Here is an 18,145-nt window from a genome sequence, read left to right as displayed (position 1 = left end):
TCGCGACCGCAGCAATGTGGTTCGCGCGAATGTGAATGGGAGTCCAGAGCAGCGTGACCGCTGAAAAAGAAATCGCCACCCTCCTGACCCGGAACTTCGGCGTGGAACCGGTCGACGTCCGGCCCGAGGCCTCGCTGCGTGAGCTCGGCATGGATTCTCTCGCCCTGGAAGAATTGCGCGTGCTGCTCGAGGAACGCCTGCGCATCGACCTCGAAGACATCCAGCTGACCACCCGTGAAACCGTGGGGCAGCTGACCACGGTGGTCGACGAGAAGACCGCGGCGTGACGGCACGCTCCCGCAGCAGGCTCACCGCGGCGGTGACCGGCCTGGGGCTGGTCACCGCCGCGGGCATCGGAGCCGATGCCGCGTGGCACGGGGTGACCCGGTCCGGTGCTGTGCGGGGCGTCCGGCACCGCGCCGAACTGCACGGGCTGTCGTGCGACTTCATGTACACCATCGACGACCTCGACGCGGAAAGCCGGCTGGGGGTGCCGGCCATGCGGATGATGGACCGGTTTTCCCAGCTCGCGGTGATCGCGGCCCGAGAAGCGGTGGCGGACGCGGGGCTCGACACCGCCGTGTGGGACACCGACCGGGTCGCGGTGGTCATCGGCTCGGCCCACGGCGGGCTTCCGTTCTACGACGAGCAGAGCACCGTCCTCGCGGCAAAGGGAGCGCGCCGGGTTTCGCCGAAACTGGCGCCGATGACCACGGTGAACAGCGCAGCCAGCAGCGTCTGCATGGACCTCGGCGCCCGGGGACCGAGCCTGAGCGTCTCGACGGCTTGTTCCTCGGGCACGGTCGCGATCGGCACCGCTCTGCAGCTGCTGCGCTCCGGGGCGTGCGACATCGCCATCGCCGGCGGCGCCGAATCGGTGTGTTCCCGGCTGCTGATCTCCAGTGCCTGCCAGATGCGGGCGGTGTCCACGCGCCGCGACGATCCGTCGACGGCGTGCCGCCCGTTCGACGCCGACCGCGACGGGTTCGTCGTCGGCGAGGGCGCCGGCCTCGTCGTCCTCGAGCGAGCCGAGCACGCGGCGGCGCGGGGCGCGCGGGTCCGGGCCGGCATCGCGGGCTACGGCGCCTCCAGCGACGCCTACGCGGCGGTGGCGCCGGATCCCGAAGGCGCCGGAATCGAGCGGGCGCTGCGTACGGCCCTGGCGGACGCGGACGTGGCGCCGGCCGACGTCGGCCACGTCAACGCCCACGGAACCTCCACCGTGATGAACGACCTCATCGAAGCCAGGATGCTGCACCGGGTTCTCGGCGAAGTTCCCCTGGTGACCTCGACCAAGGCCATGACCGGGCACGCGCTCGGCGCGGCCGGCGGGATCGAGGCCGCGTTGACCGTCCTGGCGCTGGAAAAGCAGCTGGTGCCGCCCACCGGCAACTTCCGAACCCGCGACATCCGGATCCCGATCGACGTCGTCGCCAAGGAAGCGCGGCCCGCGGCGTTCGAGTGCGCTGTGAAGACGTCGATGGGCTTCGGTGGCCACAACGCCGCGTTGGTCCTCACGAAGAGCAACTGATCCCCCGGCGGTTGCTGGAAGCAGAAAGCAGAGCATGTACGAGGAAGTTGTCCGTGCGCTGGCGGTCGACGGGACGCGGTTCAGCTACCGGCTGCTGCGGCAGCCCGCTCCGCGGACCGAGCCGGTGGTCGTGCTCGGCGGCGGGTTCCAGGGCAGTTACGGCTGGCCCCACATGGAGGACCGGATCACGCCGCTGACGGACCTGGTGACCGCGGATCTGCCCGGGATGGGGACTTCGGACCCGCTGCCGGCGGGGTCGGAGACCACGTTCATGGGCCAGGCGATCGACCGGATCATCGACGACCTCGTCGTACCGCGGGTCAACCTGTTCGGTTATTCCTACGGCGCGGAACTCGCTTTCGGTTGCGCTCAGCGCAACCCGGACCGGATCGCGCGGCTGGTCCTCGGCGGCGTGGTCTCGCACACCAGTCCCGCGCAGCAGGCCTCGTTGCGCGAAGCGGCCGATCACCTCGCCGTCGGCGACGCCGAAGCGTTCGCCACGGTGGCCGCGCGGATGCAATTGTGCCTCGACCCCAGCCGCCACATCCCCCGGCGGTCCCTGGTGTACCGGTACGTCAAGCGGTCGATGCTGCACGTCGCCGGACACGTGCCCAACGTGATGGAGTACCTGCGCCGGTCCCTGATCAGCGGTCCGGCCTTCGACGGCGGCCTGTCCGGGGTGCCGGCGCTGGTGTTCACCGGCGAGCACGACTCGATCACCTCCCCGGACCGGCAGCGGGAGTTCGCGGCCACGATCGCGGGCAGCCGGTTCGTCAGCATCAGGGATTCCGATCATTGGGTGGTCCTGGAGCGCGCGGCCGACGTCGCGGACCTGGCCGTCCGCTTCTTCACCGACCAGCCGGTGGAACCGGCGTCCTATGTGGCCGACCACGGGGCGAGGACGGGCTCCGGGCACGGCAGCGAACACGACACCGATCCGGCCCGCCGCGTCGGCCCGGGAAACTAGGGGGCAGCTCCCGGGCCGACTCATGCACTACCGGCCACAGCCGGGCTCGGCAGCCAGGGATACACGGCCCGGTCCGCCAGGGCCTTCCGGTGGAGGAGTACGAGGCCGTCGTCCGCTACGCCGTCACCGCCCACCTCCCGGCCGACGCCGCCGAAGCCGACGTCCGACGAGTCCGGGACACCGCCCGCGGCCGCGCGCACGCCCTCGCCGCGAGCTTCGCTGCCTACACCGAGCACAATCACTTCCACCGAGTCCGCCTGCACCACCCAGCTCAAGCCCTCGGAACCCGGCGCCTCGACCGCGGCGACCTGCTGTCCGTGCCAGAGCTGGCCGCGCTCGCCCACCTACCGGTCGACGCCGAGATTCCCGGCATCGAGCGCGCCGGCGCCAAAGCCGTCGCGCCGCCACCGGGCATCGCCGTCCCTGGCCCCGAAGTCAAACGCACCTACTACCGCCAGCACGGCGCACCGCCCCTCTGCGGCCAGTAGCGAACATCCCTCACCCTGGGGGTCCGTCGGGTCTGTCAAGAAGTTGGTGTAACTGATCTTGCTGGGCTCTTACTTCCCGGTTGTGTGCAGGCGTCCGGGGAAGGCGAGTTCGAAGGCGTTGAGGGGTGCTTTCCAGCGGGCGACCCATCGTTTGCGTCCGGTGCCGGTGGGGTCGAGGCTCATCAGGGCCAGGTAGACGCACTTGAGCGCGGCGGCCTCGGTGGGGAAGTGGCCACGGGCCTTGACCGCCCGCCGGATCCGCGCGTTGATCGACTCGATCGCGTTCGTGGCGCATACCGTGCGGATTTCGTTGTCGAACTGCAGGAACGGTACGAACTCCGCCCACGCGTTCTCCCACAGCTTGATAATCGCCGGGTAGCGTTGCTCCCACTTCTCGCCGAACGCGGCCAGCGCGGCGGACTCCGACGGGGCGGTGTAGATCGGCTTGAGGTCCTTGGCGATCGTCGCCCAGTCCCGCTTGGAGGCGTAGCGGAAACTGTTGTGCAGCAGGTGTACCACGCAGGTCTGGGTGACCGCCTGCGGTCACACAGTTTCGGTGGCCTCGGGCAGGCTCTTGAGCCCGTCGCAGACCACGATGCACACGTCGGCCGCGCCACGGTTCTTGATCTCTGAGAGGACCCGGAGCCAGTACTTGGCTCCCTCGACGTCGCCGTGCTCGCCGGCCCACAGGCCGAGGATGTCGCGGGTGCCCTCCACGGTGACGCCGAGCGCGACGTAGATCGGCCGGTTCGCGACGTTGCCCTCGCGGATCTTGACGTTCACGCAGTCGATGAACACCACCGGATACACCGCGTCGAGCGGCCGGTTCTGCCATTCCGCCATGCCGTCCATCACGCGGTCGGTGATGATGGTGATGGTCTGCTTGGACACCTGGGCGTCACACACCTCGGCCAAGTGCGCGGCGATCTCCCCATGGGTGAGTCCTCTGGCGGACAACGAGATCACCAAATCACCCAGCCCGGTCAGCCGGCGCTGGCCCTTGCGCACCAGCTGCGGAGTGAACGTGCCCTCACGATCCCGCGGAGTCGCGATCTCGACCGGGCCGGGTTCGGTCAGCACCGCCAACAGGCCGCCCTCGCCGGTCAGCTGCAGGCCCTCCGCCCGCGCCCGCTCGCCAGCTGCGCAACCAGCTGATCATCCACCACATCCGGGCTCGACGGTTGAATCGCCTGGTTACAGGGCGTATACAGAGATTGTGGCGGGGGAAAGCGGGGCGGGTGCACTGCCGGAGGTCACGGCGTGCCCCGGACTCGTGACGGGCGGCGGCCAGGGTCATGGACCCGACGACGCCCGCGGGATAGGCATGGGCGACGACGTTGCTCATCGCCTCGTACACGGTGAGCCGTAGATCCTCGACCAGGTCGGCGGCCAGCCCGCAGCCGGCGGCCCACGCAGCGACGATGTCACGCAGCGTCGTCGCCTGTCTCGCCTCCGCCTCCGCCTCCTGCATCAACCCAGCGTGGTTGTCAGGTTCCGATGCCACCGTGGCCTCAGGGCGAGCACGGCCTCGTCCTGAGGGAGGTGACCCGTGCGGTCACCGACGGCACCCTCGCGCCGACCGACCTGACCGCCTGACCAGGCTCAAATCCAGCCTCCGTAGTCCCACAGCGTGGATTCCGGCGGTTTGGTCGGAGGACGACGATGCCGTCTCGTCGCGTTGGTCGAACACCTTTGGCGAGCTGAGCACGCATTGCCCAGAGCTGACGCAGGCTTCTTGGTCGGCGGTGATCCTCGTCCACTTTCCTTCCGTTTCACCAGGTGACGGGTAGCTCTCGCACTGTGTAGAAGACCGCGTTCTCGTTGAATGCCAGCTCTTCCAGTGGTGTGGCCAGCGCCAGGGTCGGTATGCGCCGGTAGAGGGTGCTGTAGACGACCTGCAGCTCTACGCGGGCCAGTGGGGCGCCCAGGCAAAGGTGCCTGCCGTAGCCGAAGGCGACATGGTGGCGGGCCTTGCGGCGGACATCGACCGAATCGGGGTCTGGGAAGGCTGAGGAGTCCCGGTTGGCGGTGCTCTTCACTGCGATGATGCCCTCGCCGGCGCGGATGAGCTGGCCGCCGATCTCCAGGTCCTCCCGTGCGACACGGCGAGCTTCGGTGTGGGTGATGGACAGGTAGCGGAGGAGTTCCTCCACCGCGTTGGCCACCAGCGCGGGGTCGTCGCTGTCTCGGACCGCGCGGAGCTGGTCCGGGTGCGCCAGGAGCGTGACCGTGCCCAGGGTGATCATGCTGGCGGTGGTGTCATGTCCGGCTACCAGGAGGAGCTGGCCCAGCACGGCGATCTCGCGTGGAGTCATCGCGCCGGTCCGGAACTGTTCGACGGCCAGCGTGCTGAGCAGGTCCTCGCCGGGTTTGGTGTTCTTCTTGACCACCAGCTCTTCCAGGTAGGCGTTCAGTTCCTCGCTGGCGGCCATGGCCTGTTCGGGATCGGGTTCGTCCATGACGAGTGTGCGGGCCACCCCTTGGAAGAAGTCGCGGTCGGCGTAGGGCACGCCGAGCAGTTCGCAGATCACCTGCGAGGGAACCGGCAACGCGAAGGCCTCCACCAGGTCCACCGGTTTCGGGCCGGCGAGCATTTCGTCGATGAGGTTGTCGACGATCTGTTGGATTCGGGGTCGCAAGGTCTCCATTTTCTTGATCGTGAACTCTGAGGTCAGTAACCGTCGCTGAGTGGTGTGTTCCGGCGGGTCCATCTGCATCAGCGTCGTCATCCTCGTATCGCGTGCCTTGCTCACCGCGTTGGTGTGTGGAAAACCGGGTTGCGTGGGATCGACGCTGATCCGTGGATCGGCCAGCAGCGCGCGCAGGTCCTCGTAGCGGGTGACCAGCCATGGCGTGCTGCCATCCCACAACCTCACCGGCGAAACTGGCGCCTGTTCGGCTCGCCGGGTCAACTCTGGCGCCGGGTCGAATGGGCAACCCGCCGCGCGAGCCATCGGAAATTGCGACATCGCTGTCCTGTCGTCGGTCATGGAACCTCCTCGTGTCGAACGTTCATTTCTTGTCTGTGTTGGTCACGAGCCGCGAGTCTGAGGGGCATTCGGCAAGTGCACCGACGACGCGTTCTCGGCGGAGCCGGTCACGGGTGACCGTTGGCGGTGAGCTCGACGTCGGCCTCGTTCGGGCGTCGCGTGTGGTGGCTGGCCAGCCGTGCGGTGAAGATCCCGAAGGCGGAGATGATGGCGAACCCGATCAGGAGGTAGCGCGCGGAGGTGACCATCGACGGTGCGCCCAGGTTGACCAGAAGACCGGCGACTGCTGCGCCGAAGGCGGTGGCCATCGTCAATACGGTCGCGATCGCGGCGGCGGCTTGCTGCCCCTCTTCGGGGTCGGTGGTGCTGGACATGGCGGCGACCGACAGATGCGGCATGGCGATGCCGATTCCCGCGCCACCGAGGAGAAGCACGGGCAGCCAGGCGATGATGACAAGCGGTGATGCGTTCTGGTGTTGCAACAGAGCGAGCACGGCGAACCCAGCGGCCAGGACGGCTGGGCCTGCGATGCGAAGCCGCCGGATGGTCCGCTCCTGGCGTGCTGAGGAGCTGACGATCTGGCTTGCCGCCCAGCCGAATGACAGCGCCGCGGCGAAGAATCCTGCCGCCACGGGAGGCAGCCCACCCAAGTGCTGGCTGAACAACGGCAGGAACGTCTCCACCGCGACACCTGACGCGAGGAACATGATGGTCAGATAGACCCACCGCAACGCCGAGCCGGGCCGGTACGTCGACCTCGGGAGGACCCGTACCTTCGCCCGCTTCTCCGTCACCAGGAACGCCGTCACCAAGGCGAGGCCCAGGGCGATGAACGCTGCCATTGCTGCCGTGTTCGGGAGAATCCCGGCGACGCTCACCGCACCCACGGCTCCAACGACCAACGCCAACGAGACGGCCGGCACCGGGATCGCTCGCCCATCCCGTTCGCTTCGTGGGAGTGCTCGGGGTACGACCGTTGCCATCACGACCGCGGCAGCAGCCAGCACGACGAACGCCAGCCGCCACGACCCGAACTGTGCGAACAGTCCACCAAGAGCCGGGCCCACGAAGTTACCGACACCGAACATCGCGGAGATCAAGGCGCTCCCGCGTGCCCACAGGTGGGGCGGCAGCGCCGAATGGATCACGGCAAACCCCAGGCCGGTCAACAAACCAGCGCCCAACCCCTGCACCCCACGACCGACGAGGAGCACGGACATCGCCGGACTCACCGCACAGACCACCGAACCTGCGGCGAAGACACCGAACCCGATCAGGTAGGAGCCGACATTGCCGTGCCGGGAAAGCGTCCGGCTCACGAACATCGTCGCGACCACCTGGGCGACCAGGAACGCCGTCATGTTCCACGCGTACAGCAGCTCGCCGCCGATATCGCTGACCGCCGTCGGCAACAGACTCGCGGCCACGTAGATGTTGACCGCTCCGACGAGTACACCGCCTGCCAACACGACGGCGGTACTCAGATGAGCACCAAGCTCCCGCCACGAGCCGACACCCTGACCGTTGTCCACGCGCTTTCTCCTCACTACCGAGTGTTCTGCGCGCATCATGCCGGGGCGGGAACCCCCGGTAATCGGACAAAACGGACGTGAGTTACCTCACATTTTCGGGCTGAGTTTGGCAACTTCTCCCCAAAGGCCGCAGACGCGGCAGTCGTCATGATCACCATCACCGCCCAACATTTGGACACACTGCTGGCGATCGACACGCGAGCAGTCCAATCCACCAGGCGCTCGCCCGGCGTCCCCGAGTCCTCGTGATCGGCCTGACCGCGGTGACGTTCCTCGACTCGACCGGGCTGTCCGTGCTGCTCCAAGCCCATGCCGCCGGAGGCCAGGACACCACCGTGAGGGTCGCCACAACCGGCGAAGGCCTGGCTCAACGCGCGATCGCCCTGACCGGGCTGGACCAGCTGCCGCCCGTGTTCACCGGCTGCGCGGCCGCACTCGCCGCGGACCGCCCGCGATGACCTGCACTGCCGGCAATCTGCCGACGGCACCTCCACCGCACGGGATCTGCAGCATCAAGCGTGTCTGCCGAGCCGGCTCAGCTGGCGCCGCTTCGCGACCAGCTCGCCGTGTGGGCCGCCGGCACTGGCCTGTCCGCGGGACGTGTCCAGGACCTGTTGCTGGGCGTGCACGAGGCGATGGCCAACGTCGTCGTCCACGCCTATGCCGACCGCGGCGGCACCTTCGGCCTGCATGGCCGCCGGACCGGCGACTCGGTGACCGTCACCGTCAGCGATCACGGTCACTGGAATCCGGTTGCGCGTTCCAGCTTGTGGGGCGGACGAGGCCTGCCGCTGATCCACGCCTTGGCTGACCGAGCCACGATCGAGACAAGCGCCGCCGGCACCACCACCGTCACCATGACGTGGACATGCGAGAGCCTGCGACCGCGTTAACGGCCGATGGCGCCGGGTGGGTGGGTCAGTCGGTGGTGATGTGCTGGCGGAGCTGTTCGAGGGTCCTGGCCAGCAGCCGGGAAATCTGCATCTGGGACACCCCGATCCGTTCGGCGATCTGGCTTTGGGAGAGGTCGTCGAAGAACCGCATCCTGATGATGGCCCGCTCGCGGGGCGGCACCTTGGCCATCGCGGCCTGCAGCGCGATGCGGTTGTCGAAACTGGCGAACCCGGAGTCGTCGACGACGAGCCGGTCGGCGATCGTGGCCGTGCCTTCGGCGCCGCGGGCGGGGGCGTCGATCGAGGTCGCCCGGTAGGCCTGTGCGGCGAGCAGCCCCTCGCGGACGAGTTCGACGTCCATGTCCAGGTGGGTGGCGAGTTCGCTCGGAGTGGGCGCGCGCCCGAGGTCGTGGGCCAGGGTGTCGCCGGCCTGCCCGAGCTTCAGCTCCCCGCTGTGATGTATGTCGGTCATCATCTGCTCGACGAATTCCTGTGCCGAGCGCTGGTCGACCGCACAGCGGCGTGCAACTCGAGGTTCAGGGCTGGTAGGTGCAGATGGCGCCGATGCTGTTGTGCTGTTCGACGACAACCTTGCCGTCGACAGTGATCTTGCAAGTGTTGTCCTTGCTGCCCATCTTGAACTCGACCGGGGTGGCACTGACCGAAGTGAACACGAGGTCGTCCATCGTCAGGGTCTGGCTCCAGGTCTTGCCCTTCTCCAGGACCTCCTGAGAGTTCGCGGTGAACCCGCTGCCCCACTGCAGATTGGACTTCGCAGCCGTCGTGACCTCCAAGACGACGGTGTGCTTGGCCGCCGCGGCCGCGGTCGGGGCTGCCGCGGCGGGCTGGGACCCGGCGTCCGCGACGGCAGCAGGCGCGGCCTCCGTCGGCAGGCCGTTCGCGGCGTCGTTGACCGCCTTGCCGAAGGCCGCCGTCCAGAGCACGCAGATGACCAGCCCGATCGCCGACAGCACGACGGCAGCAATGGCCAGTCCCTTGTTGCTCGCCTGGCCCCGGTTGGCCCGCAACGTCCCGACGATGCCGAAGATCAGCCCGAGAATCACCAGCGGCCATGCGATGACACCGATGATCGGGATGAACGCGAAGATCAGACCGACCAGGCCAAGCACGAACCCGGCGGTGCCGAGGCCGTTCTTGTACTGGTTCGAAACCGGCATCGACGGCGACGGCGGCATGGGGGCGTAAGACACGGGGCTGCCTCTTTCAGTCCAGCGGCGACGCAACCGAACGCGTCACGCTCTGCGCCATCCGTCGCCTCCCGGGCCGCGTGTGTAACAGGACCCGAAGGCCGCTTCAGGTCACGGAACGGACTCAAGGGACGCCATTCACGATCATTTCCGCTGGTGGCCCCGGTAAGCGACTGACTCACCACCGTTACCTAGCGTAAGAAATTGAAACTTCAAGTTCACTCGTTCGGAGCAAGTGGAGACATGGAACGACGTCACCCAGAGCTGAGTTGCGACATGAGCGCTGGCCGACTGGCGGCGAGCCTGCGAGACGACGACCTACCCTCACCTCCTGGGCTGCGGAAAACGCGGGGCGCTGAGAGCGCCGTGGGCTATCCGCCGCGCCCGTCTGAAGCAGGCCGTCAAAGAGATCCATGCATGGGGCTGACGACAGTCCAGCCGCTTGACTGGTCCGCTTGTAACAGTGCGTCACCGTCGCGCGATCAGTACCCCGCGACCGATCAACTCGACGAAGGACGAACCAATGAAGAAGGCGGCAGTGACGGTAACGATCGCGGTTGCTGCTGTCGTACTCACTTCGTGCGAGGAGCGGGAAGTCGACGCAAAGGTCAAGGCCGCAGGGTTGACCGTCAGTGAATATCCGTACGCGCACCTGTTCGTAAAGGCTGCCTGCGATACCTTTCCCTCCCTGAGCAAGGCGACGGATGGCGGCGTGGATCCGAGTGAATGGCTCGACGGAAACGCGACCAGTGACGCCAACGGCGCACGCGTCTACCAAATCGGGATTCCCATCCTCTGCCCCACGTTCACCAAGGACATCGACGCGGCCCTCACGGGCCTCGCGACGAAGTCGAACGGCACCTACGAAGTCGGTCGAGGCCCCGGAAAGATCGCACCTGGCAAGTGGAAAGCAGCCCGGACCGCCAGCGACTGCTACTGGGAACGCACCAGCGCGGCAGGCGACATCATCGACAATAAGTTCGCGACCCATGCGACCACCTTGATCGTCACTGTCGGACGAGGCGACGGCAGCGTCACATTCCAAGGCTGCCCCAAGATGCAGTTCGTCAAGTAATCGGCCCCAGTCTTGCAGCTGTGGAGCGCGTCGGCCAGTGGACGCCGGCAAATTCGAGACCGGGCTCAGTGATCACCTCGCGACGAAATCGGCCCGTCGGCATCCCTCGATGACGACTGGCTCTGCACCGGCGACGTCGTAGTCATCTTCCCACGGCAGCTTTCAGACTGAGGACCGCAGCCTGGACCCGTCAGAGCTCATAAGTGGATCTCCTGCATCGAGCCGCATAGGGCGTTATACAGGCCTAGATCACGCGTTGACTGCGCTGATCGGATGAACCGCTCAGAACGCGCCGTCATGACCCCACGGCAGCGACATCCGTCCAGCGTGACACCACCCCACCCGCCCTCGCCTCACGTAGCCGCACCACCTGCCGGCACGGCCGACCTGCTGGCGCAGTGGATGAACGGCAAGAAGCCGACAACCACCACTGCCCGCCCCGACCACGGCAGTGGCTTGCGGTTCGCGTTCTACGGCCGTACGTCGACCACCCGTCATCAAGATCGCGTGTCGCCCCAGGGCTGGCAGCGCGATATGGCCGATGAGTTGGTCGGGGGCCACGGCCAGGTCGTCGCCGCCTACTTCGACGCCGGCACCTCACGCCGCGTCCCATGGCGCCAGCGACCGCAGGCTGCCCGGCTCATAACCGAGACCTCAAGCCCAGAATCCGTGATCGATGCGATCGTGGTCGGCGAATACGAACGTGCCTTCACCGGCACCCAGTTCACGACCCTCTACACCTGGTGCACCCGGCACGGCGTCCAGCTGTGGCTGCCCGAGACAGGAGGCCCGTCGATCTCGGCAACCGCGATCACCGGGCACTGCTGTCGCTGCTGGCGACCCAATCACAGCGCGAGGCACTCCGAGCCCGGCACCGGGTCTTGGCGGCAATGCATAACCAGGCCACTCAGCAAGGCCGCTACCTCGGCGGACGACCACCCTACGGCTATCAGCTCGTCGACGCCGGCCCGCACCCCAACCCCGCCGACGCCCGCTGGGGCCGACGGCTCCAGCGCCTCGCCCCCGATCCTCGAACCGCGCCACACGTCGCCTGGATGTTCCGGCAACGTCTGGCCGGGCACAGCGTCGCCAGTATCGCCCGGCACCTGAACGAGCGTGGTGTCCCCTGCCCGTCCAGCGTCGACCCGGACCGCAACCGCCACCGGACCCGCGGGGCCTGGACCCTGCGCACCGTCGCCGTGATCCTGGCGAACCCGCGCTACACCGGCCGCCAGATCTGGAATCGCCGAGCCAGCGGCACCGACAGCCCAGCCGCAACGCCTGCGCTGTCGGCGAAGGCCGCCCATCCAGCGCTCATCACGGAGCAGGATTTCGTCGCCGCGCAGCAGATCCGGGCGGCCCGACCAGCCCACGACGGCAGGACTCGCCGGTTCGCTTTGGCCGGTTTGATCCGCTGCCGTGTCTGTGACCGGCGGCTGGATTCGCACTGGAACCACGGGCGTCCGGCCTATCGCTGCCGCCACGGCTACACCAGTACCCAGTGCACGGGCCAGCCCCGGCCGAGGACGCTGTACATCCGCGAGGACCATCTCGTCGAGGAGATCAGCATCCGGCTCGGAGATGAAGGCCACGACGGCCACGCCACCGGAGCTTGATCGGCCACGACACAGACGTGTGGCAGCGGCACTGCGCGACTCAGGAAAGATCATCGTCTACGACAGCGTCGGATGGCGACTAGAGGAGATCGATTCGAGCTGAGCTACGATCGCCCCAGCTTCAAGATCGCGTTTCGCGATCCGTGGGGTAATACTGTGTCCGAGGACGATCTTGCTCGATAGAAACAACCCTTAGTCTCTAAGAAATCTTCAATCGAGCGACTTGCGAATCAGAGAAGACGGCTTGTCGCAGCCGCGACCCCGACCGGCCGACGCAATCCCACCAGCTAATCACAACGTCTTGCCTTGTCAGTCAAGCTAGAGTTCGAGACGGTTCAGCTTACGGGAACACGGTCACCAGACGAGCTCAACCGAGGATCGCGCAGCAGTCAGTCGGAAATCTCTTCCAGGCGCGGCCACGGGAAGCGACGCACGAAACCACTGTTACTCGATAACCTCCGTAAGAAGAAGGTACCAGCCGCCTCGCACACATGAACCGCTATTCTATCTAAACAAGGCTATCACGTTGAGCACCACTGCGGGCCCCATTACCCTTCGATCTCTTTCGAAAGCAGAATTTGTACCCGTTTTACGTGACATAGCACGACGCTGCTGACGTGACATATGCCCTTCCCCTGGCAGCTCTATAATATTATAGAACTCACCTTTACGAATCATTTGTGATACCCTACCGAAGACAGTCAGGTTTCCATTCAGGTCAGCAAAGCGTTCTGCGATAATATCCTTCCGCAAAGGAAGAACGAGCAGGTCAGTCAGCCCCTGAACTTGCATGGTAACGTTTATGCGATTACCAATAGCCTCACTTGCTTCGCTCACCGCCTCCATATTCTTGAGATCCTCCTCCTTTACAGCCGTGACGCCAAGCGAATTTAGCCTTCGCCCCAATTCAAGAAACTCCTTACTTATGGTCATGGCCGCAACGGATTGCGCTATAACAATTTTACCTGAAAGTTGACAGAACACCCCTTCTGCCAACCTTGACGGTTCACGCAGATCGGTAATCAGCACTTCATCCGGATCATCTGAAACGTACTGCACCAACCGAGCAAATCTCGACGGACCTGTTTGCTCCAATTTACGTCGGCGACGATCGGAATAATTCGACGAGTCATCATATGCGTCCGCCGCGTAAGGATTAGGCCCACCGCTAATCTCAGTCTCTCGATCTTCAGAGTTATAGACACCATCTTCCACAGAGGAGAGAAAGCTGCTTACGGTGTCGGACTCCAGATACACGAAGTCGCGGAATCTACTCACTCTCAGCCTCAATTCTAGTTTCTACCCTTGCGGACAAACCATTGTACTTACCGACCATACTTGCCGAGACTTGAATAGCCCGCCCAACATCGCCGCGCGACAACCAGTCAGTACCAGAATTATCTACATTCAGGCCTGCGACATGAAGCCGCCCCGCGAATGTGTGGCGACTAGGAGCACTTCCATCAAATCGCACTACAAGCCGTCCTGAAATGTCACTAAAGGGCTTGACTAGACCCATTTCAACAAAAACTGTGCGTTCGCGTCCAATGGCGTCCGCTATGCCAGCCTCATATATTACGTTTGGTCGTGGTTGTCCTCTAAATTCACGTTCATCAGGACCATCGTCTTCCCGTATCAAATCACTCCGCAGTGCGACTACGTCATCAGGGGTTAGAAGCACCACGGCTACGGCTGCCATACGAAGGCCGGCTTCGACTACATCTCCCACATAAGGATTCGGCAGGCCCACTCTTACTACAGCATGTTCCCATTCGATAATGCGCAAAGACAATGAACGCAAGAAATCCTTTACGGCGTTCGACGCTTCCGAGTCACGTCCGTAAATTAGAAATACCGAATCCGCATTTTCGGAAGACTCTACAATCTGTCCACCCGAAGAGGAAGCCGCGGACGGCGCGACCAAAAAAGTGCCTTCTCCAGGCGGGCCGGTAATAAACTGATCTGTCACGTCCACGCCCCGGGCCGCGGCTCGCCACTCAATCGATACCCCACTGATAACCGCAACGTTTGAACTGCGGCTCTCTCGCTTCGCCTCCACGATAAGCTCAGCAGATGGCCGGTCCGATTTTGAAATACGGACACGTTCGATTTGATCCGGCTTGTAATGCCGTCCATTGAGCATGACGCCAGCAGTAGATCTGTAGCCGGCAAGGAAGTTTTTTTCGAGATCGTCGAGCGTCAAATCGAGCTTAACCTCGTCACGGCGATTATCACTTACAGTGACGCGAATATGGTAGTAGTCCACGCTTACCTACTCTACAGGAGAATCCCATGGCCGGAAGAATCTACCCCTGTGATCATCAAAACAGTTGAGCACCTTTTGCACTAGTAAGTCACATGCGTGAGGTGCAGCAGTCAATTTGCCGGGCAAAATGCAAAAAACGCGACCACCAAACTCCAGCACCTCCGCATCGAGTGATCTTCTCGTTTCATCGCGGAATATGTCGACCTTTATACAAGCAAAGCTGGAATAGCTCTCAAGCTCGCCCACCTTAGATGGTAAGCAACGCGCTGCCGCCTCAAGAACACTGCACGCTCTACTCCGATCCACAGTCGCGTTAAGGTCTACTACAGGGTAGCTGTCCTCATTCAGCCCTATAACTCCCGTTTCGCCGTGATTTATTATAGTACACTCATTTGGGTCCAACCAGAAGAAGTTCTGACTAAAAAGACTTCTTCCATACAATATGTGGCTTTTCCAGAATCGGACGTTTACGGTAAAATCAAGGCCGCCAAGGAGGTCTCCAGTCCAGGGACCCGCCGCCACCACAGTGACGGATGGTTCGACTTCCATCTCTACGCCATTCACGACCAACCTGGAAGCCTCGCCGTTTTTTAGACGAACGTCGCAATCAAGAATTGTGCGCACCTGCAGGCGGTTGCACTCCGCAGATAAAAAACGAAACAAGATTCGAGAGTCGATTGCCGCATCTCGAACCAAATAAGCTCGGTAAATCAAGGTATGATCGAGAAGCGGTAGCCTGCTTCGGAAATCCGAAACGCTCACTCTTTTAAATGGAATAGAGAACTCCAGCCAACGATCTTCTGCCTCGGCCGCTCTGTTCTCTTCACGCACAAGCGCAATCGCCGGCTCACTTCCTACCGCTTCCGGGATCAGCGTTTTTATCTGCAAAAACCCTAGCGCACATCCTTTAGCTACGCCGTGGGCGCGCCGCCTGTCGGGGATTGAGTTGGCATGGTACGTTCCAGCATGCAGCCATCCTTCATTTCTTGTCGAAGAAGCCGGCGCAAGCCTTGGCCCTTTTTCGGCCAATAGAACGTCGAATCCAAGTCGAGCCAGCTTGACGGCGGCCATAAGCCCCGAGATACCTGCGCCCACTACGAGTATGTCTGGCCTTAAAACGTCCACGAGACCTCTCACTGGGCTCCAGCCAACGAAGATGCATTTATCGATCTTATAGATCCGATGGCCAACGCACGGTAATGACGACCGAATCCTCCAAAGCTTCCCAATTATGCGCCACCGAGGGTCCATAAACGACATAGTCGCCTTGACGTGTCAGAACTATTTTATCTGGTTCTTCGCCGGGAAACTCGAACGAGAATTTGCCTGAAACAAGAATCGCTAAGCTGGTACTGCCCGATCCCGGACTCAACTGTACTCTACGATCTCCCGAACTGTGACTGCTCCACTTCACTTCAACCTTCCGGGTTTTACGTAACCCGGCAGCACACTCCAGAAAGGATCCGACGAACCAACCCCGAACCGGGGAATCAATGAAGAAATCGGCATTCCCTGTCGAAATACGTTCGCCATCAAAAGGAAAGGTGTCCGCAATCAAGTCAGCGGCCTGCGTCATAACTTCACACCCCAGTCCCTTCGATTCTCTTAAGGGTGAAGATCGGATCCCTCTCCGAAACTATTCTTTCGTACACTTTCTTAAGTGATTTGAGTAAGCTCGCTTCAACATCTTCTCCTTCTCCTAAGATCAGCGCCCGTCGGTCGTCAAAACCCAGACTTGCTCCCACCTCAAGAATCCCACACTCGCCATCGGCTCCCCGAAATGCGGTAAACGCAAACAGCGGAGAGTTTGGCAGAGTGTAGAGTTCGAAAGAACCCTCAGATTCACGTTCGATCGGCTCCATAAGCCGGAACTTCTCCACAGATGCCCGCAGATCCAAAAACGAATAGTCGCTTGGGATCATCCAAGACGGCGGGTCAAGATTCTCGTCCACTAGCGCCATTCGCACACGGAGGCTTTTTCGAGAGCAAGCGTTCCTTATTCCTTGGAACTCGCGCGACCAACCTTCAAGACTACGACCCACCACCAACAGTTCGGATCCCTCGACAGCCAAGGACAAAATGTTACTGACGGTGTACTTCTGGGAGAGTTGTACGCGTCCTGACACAAGGTTGCGCAGTCCAAATCGCCGCAGTGTGCCTATGTTTGCGGTGTTATCTGAAATCTCTTGAGTAATCCGAGAAGCGAGGCGGTCCCACTGACGGCTTAGTGGGTCAACAAAGTCGAGCCGATCTACAGCATCAAGCCCCGCGGGCAATACCAAACCCGGTTCGTAAACCACGGGTATCACAGGGACCCCCTCACCCATGGCATAAGCCCACTCGAATGTGACCTCATGAGATATCACCGAGCGACTGGTCAAAACTACGATCAGTATAAATGAGCTATCCAAAGCCTTTCGAACCTTGGACCTCCAATAGTCCCCTGTTTGAATTTCAGCAGTGTCCATAAAACATGAAATATTTCGTTCACTTAGACGATCTTTCAATGCACGGGCTATATCCTCGTCAGACCGCGCGTAGCTAACAAAAACTTGTTTTCCTTCGTCGGCCATCACAGCCTCGCCGACCATGAATAGCGCTCACATCTCATTCCACTTCACTCCGCCCTCAAACTGTCGAATTGACGTTGGCCAATCCTTCTTGAGCTTACAAGTCGACCGAGTGATCTTCCCGGTTACAGAGTCATGTAAAACGTTACCAACATGATACCAACGAAGGTCAGGCATTGCCAGGCCGCAGTTCATGATCAGCCCCCTCTAAGTTGAGACGGCCGTGTTGAAATTTCGTTACGATCGACAGGCTGCTTGGCGCCGGAGGCTCCGCGCACAAGTGCCTCACAAGCAGGTACTTGGGACGTGAGGGCGCACGCGTGCCCTCAACAACCAACTGCGCCGGCGGTCAGTCCTCGACTAGACGGTTCGCTGAGCTGGGATTACTTCCCCAAGTTGCGAGACCTGTCGATGATCGGAGGCTGTCGGATGCCCGCGCCAGAGTGCGACTGAACAGCGCAAACTCGCGTTCGCTCTGGTCGCATTCCACGGCTTCACGCCTCAGCGAGGTGACGAAATCACACCGACCGAGCGAGGGTCCGCAAGTTTGTTGGTGTCCTAAGGTACCGTATCTCGCCATTGGAGTGGCGCGGGACGCGTCGAGGGGAATGCACGAGAGGGGTTCGCGATGGCGGATCAGAAGACGGTGTTCATCGCCTTCGCCAAGGAGGACGAGGCAAGCCGGAACCTGTTCAACGGGCAGCGGCTGCTGGTGCGCTCGCCCTACGAGTACACAGACATGTCGGTGAAAGAACCCTACAAGAGCGAGTGGAAGACCAAGGTCCGAACCCGAATCCTCCGCTCGGACGGGGTGATCGCGCTAATCAGCTCAAGCACGCCGAAGGCTGACGGGCAGCTTTGGGAAATTCGGTGCGCGCGTGAGGAGGGCAAGCCGCTGCTAGGCATCTGGCTTGAAAAGGACTACCGGGTCAAGCCGACGGAGATGGGATCCGCGCGGTGCACCGCGTGGACGTGGGACAGCGTCGCCGCGTTCATCGACGGGCTGTAG

Annotated in this window: 19 protein-coding genes and 1 pseudogene; 9 read left to right on the top strand and 11 right to left on the bottom strand. The window is 62.9% G+C overall.

Annotation, left to right across the window (positions count from 1 at the left end):
• Positions 1-53 precede the first annotated feature (53 nt).
• The 4 genes from ACLJQE_RS37205 to ACLJQE_RS37190 all read left to right on the top strand — a co-directional run bounded on the left by ACLJQE_RS37205 (position 54) and on the right by ACLJQE_RS37190 (position 2,986).
• Positions 54-287: a phosphopantetheine-binding protein gene (locus ACLJQE_RS37205; protein ID WP_410644270.1), complete on the top strand. Its 234-nt coding sequence runs from the start codon at positions 54-56 to the stop codon at positions 285-287.
• Positions 284-1,531 carry a beta-ketoacyl-[acyl-carrier-protein] synthase family protein gene (locus ACLJQE_RS37200; RefSeq protein WP_410644269.1) on the top strand — a complete coding sequence of 416 codons (1,248 nt, stop codon included), beginning with the start codon at positions 284-286 and terminating at the stop codon, positions 1,529-1,531. Before ACLJQE_RS37205 ends, ACLJQE_RS37200 begins: the two co-directional genes overlap by 4 nt.
• Before the next feature lie 34 nt (positions 1,532-1,565).
• Positions 1,566-2,498 carry an alpha/beta fold hydrolase gene (locus tag ACLJQE_RS37195; RefSeq protein WP_410644268.1) on the top strand — a complete coding sequence of 311 codons (933 nt, stop codon included), beginning with the start codon at positions 1,566-1,568 and terminating at the stop codon, positions 2,496-2,498.
• A gap of 89 nt (positions 2,499-2,587) precedes the next feature.
• Positions 2,588-2,986, top strand: coding sequence for a hypothetical protein (locus tag ACLJQE_RS37190; protein ID WP_410644267.1), 399 nt, complete (start codon positions 2,588-2,590; stop codon positions 2,984-2,986).
• A gap of 69 nt (positions 2,987-3,055) precedes the next feature.
• On the opposite strand, the pseudogene ACLJQE_RS37185 reads toward ACLJQE_RS37190, so the two are convergent.
• From ACLJQE_RS37185 to ACLJQE_RS37170, 4 genes and pseudogenes are all read right to left on the bottom strand, one after another.
• A pseudogene (locus tag ACLJQE_RS37185) lies at positions 3,056-4,066 on the bottom strand (IS256 family transposase); the annotation flags it as partial.
• A complete protein-coding gene (locus ACLJQE_RS37180; RefSeq protein ID WP_410644266.1) occupies positions 4,017-4,457 on the bottom strand; it encodes an ATP-binding protein in 441 nt (146 codons plus the stop codon). The gene ACLJQE_RS37180 and the pseudogene ACLJQE_RS37185, both read right to left, overlap by 50 nt.
• Before the next feature lie 301 nt (positions 4,458-4,758).
• On the bottom strand, positions 4,759-5,976 hold the full coding sequence (locus tag ACLJQE_RS37175; RefSeq protein ID WP_410644264.1) for a cytochrome P450: 1,218 nt from the start codon (positions 5,974-5,976) through the stop codon (positions 4,759-4,761).
• 107 nt (positions 5,977-6,083) lie between these two features.
• A complete protein-coding gene (locus ACLJQE_RS37170; protein WP_410644263.1) occupies positions 6,084-7,508 on the bottom strand; it encodes an MFS transporter in 1,425 nt (474 codons plus the stop codon).
• Positions 7,509-7,717: 209 nt separating this feature from the next.
• Between ACLJQE_RS37170 and ACLJQE_RS37165 the strand changes: the two genes are divergently transcribed.
• Together ACLJQE_RS37165 and ACLJQE_RS37160 are read left to right on the top strand one after the other, a co-directional pair.
• A complete protein-coding gene (locus tag ACLJQE_RS37165) occupies positions 7,718-7,966 on the top strand; it encodes an STAS domain-containing protein (RefSeq protein ID WP_410644389.1) in 249 nt (82 codons plus the stop codon).
• 60 nt (positions 7,967-8,026) lie between these two features.
• Positions 8,027-8,401, top strand: coding sequence for an ATP-binding protein (locus ACLJQE_RS37160; RefSeq protein WP_410644262.1), 375 nt, complete (start codon positions 8,027-8,029; stop codon positions 8,399-8,401).
• Between the two features lie 25 nt (positions 8,402-8,426).
• Here ACLJQE_RS37160 and ACLJQE_RS37155 read toward each other — a convergent pair whose 3' ends face one another.
• Complete coding sequence (locus tag ACLJQE_RS37155) at positions 8,427-8,873, bottom strand: sigma-70 family RNA polymerase sigma factor (protein ID WP_410644261.1); 447 nt, start codon at positions 8,871-8,873, stop codon at positions 8,427-8,429.
• A 64-nt stretch (positions 8,874-8,937) separates the two neighbouring features.
• The gene (locus ACLJQE_RS37150) at positions 8,938-9,612 is read right to left on the bottom strand and encodes a DUF4190 domain-containing protein (protein ID WP_410644260.1); all 675 of its coding nucleotides are present in this window, start codon (positions 9,610-9,612) and stop codon (positions 8,938-8,940) included.
• Positions 9,613-10,132: 520 nt separating this feature from the next.
• On the opposite strand from ACLJQE_RS37150, the gene ACLJQE_RS37145 reads away from it, so the two are divergent.
• Both ACLJQE_RS37145 and ACLJQE_RS37140 read left to right on the top strand, forming a co-directional pair.
• Entirely contained in the window at positions 10,133-10,684 is a 552-nt protein-coding gene (locus ACLJQE_RS37145; RefSeq protein ID WP_410644259.1) for a hypothetical protein, read from the top strand.
• A 767-nt stretch (positions 10,685-11,451) separates the two neighbouring features.
• Positions 11,452-12,300: a recombinase family protein gene (locus ACLJQE_RS37140; RefSeq protein WP_410644257.1), complete on the top strand. Its 849-nt coding sequence runs from the start codon at positions 11,452-11,454 to the stop codon at positions 12,298-12,300.
• 504 nt (positions 12,301-12,804) lie between these two features.
• On the opposite strand, the gene ACLJQE_RS37135 is transcribed toward ACLJQE_RS37140, so the two are convergent.
• From ACLJQE_RS37135 to ACLJQE_RS37115, 5 genes are read right to left on the bottom strand one after another with little or no spacing between them, the layout of a single operon-like run.
• Positions 12,805-13,557, bottom strand: coding sequence for a hypothetical protein (locus ACLJQE_RS37135; protein ID WP_410644255.1), 753 nt, complete (start codon positions 13,555-13,557; stop codon positions 12,805-12,807).
• A 13-nt stretch (positions 13,558-13,570) separates the two neighbouring features.
• Positions 13,571-14,566 (bottom strand): TIR domain-containing protein, encoded by a 996-nt coding sequence (locus ACLJQE_RS37130; RefSeq protein ID WP_410644254.1) that lies wholly within the window; start codon positions 14,564-14,566, stop codon positions 13,571-13,573.
• 6 nt (positions 14,567-14,572) lie between these two features.
• Complete coding sequence (locus ACLJQE_RS37125; protein WP_410644253.1) at positions 14,573-15,817, bottom strand: FAD-dependent oxidoreductase; 1,245 nt, start codon at positions 15,815-15,817, stop codon at positions 14,573-14,575.
• Positions 15,738-16,142, bottom strand: coding sequence for a signal peptidase I (locus tag ACLJQE_RS37120; RefSeq protein WP_410644251.1), 405 nt, complete (start codon positions 16,140-16,142; stop codon positions 15,738-15,740). Before ACLJQE_RS37120 ends, ACLJQE_RS37125 begins: the two co-directional genes overlap by 80 nt.
• Before the next feature lie 4 nt (positions 16,143-16,146).
• Positions 16,147-17,139 carry a toll/interleukin-1 receptor domain-containing protein gene (locus ACLJQE_RS37115; protein WP_410644250.1) on the bottom strand — a complete coding sequence of 331 codons (993 nt, stop codon included), beginning with the start codon at positions 17,137-17,139 and terminating at the stop codon, positions 16,147-16,149.
• Positions 17,140-17,764: 625 nt separating this feature from the next.
• On the opposite strand from ACLJQE_RS37115, the gene ACLJQE_RS37110 reads away from it, so the two are divergent.
• Complete coding sequence (locus tag ACLJQE_RS37110; protein WP_410644249.1) at positions 17,765-18,145, top strand: TIR domain-containing protein; 381 nt, start codon at positions 17,765-17,767, stop codon at positions 18,143-18,145.

It is taken from the genome of Amycolatopsis sp. lyj-346 (genome assembly GCF_046548975.1).
Taxonomy (GTDB): domain Bacteria; phylum Actinomycetota; class Actinomycetes; order Mycobacteriales; family Pseudonocardiaceae; genus Amycolatopsis.
Note: the sequence above shows the minus strand (reverse complement) of the source record. Positions and strands in the feature narration are given on the sequence as shown.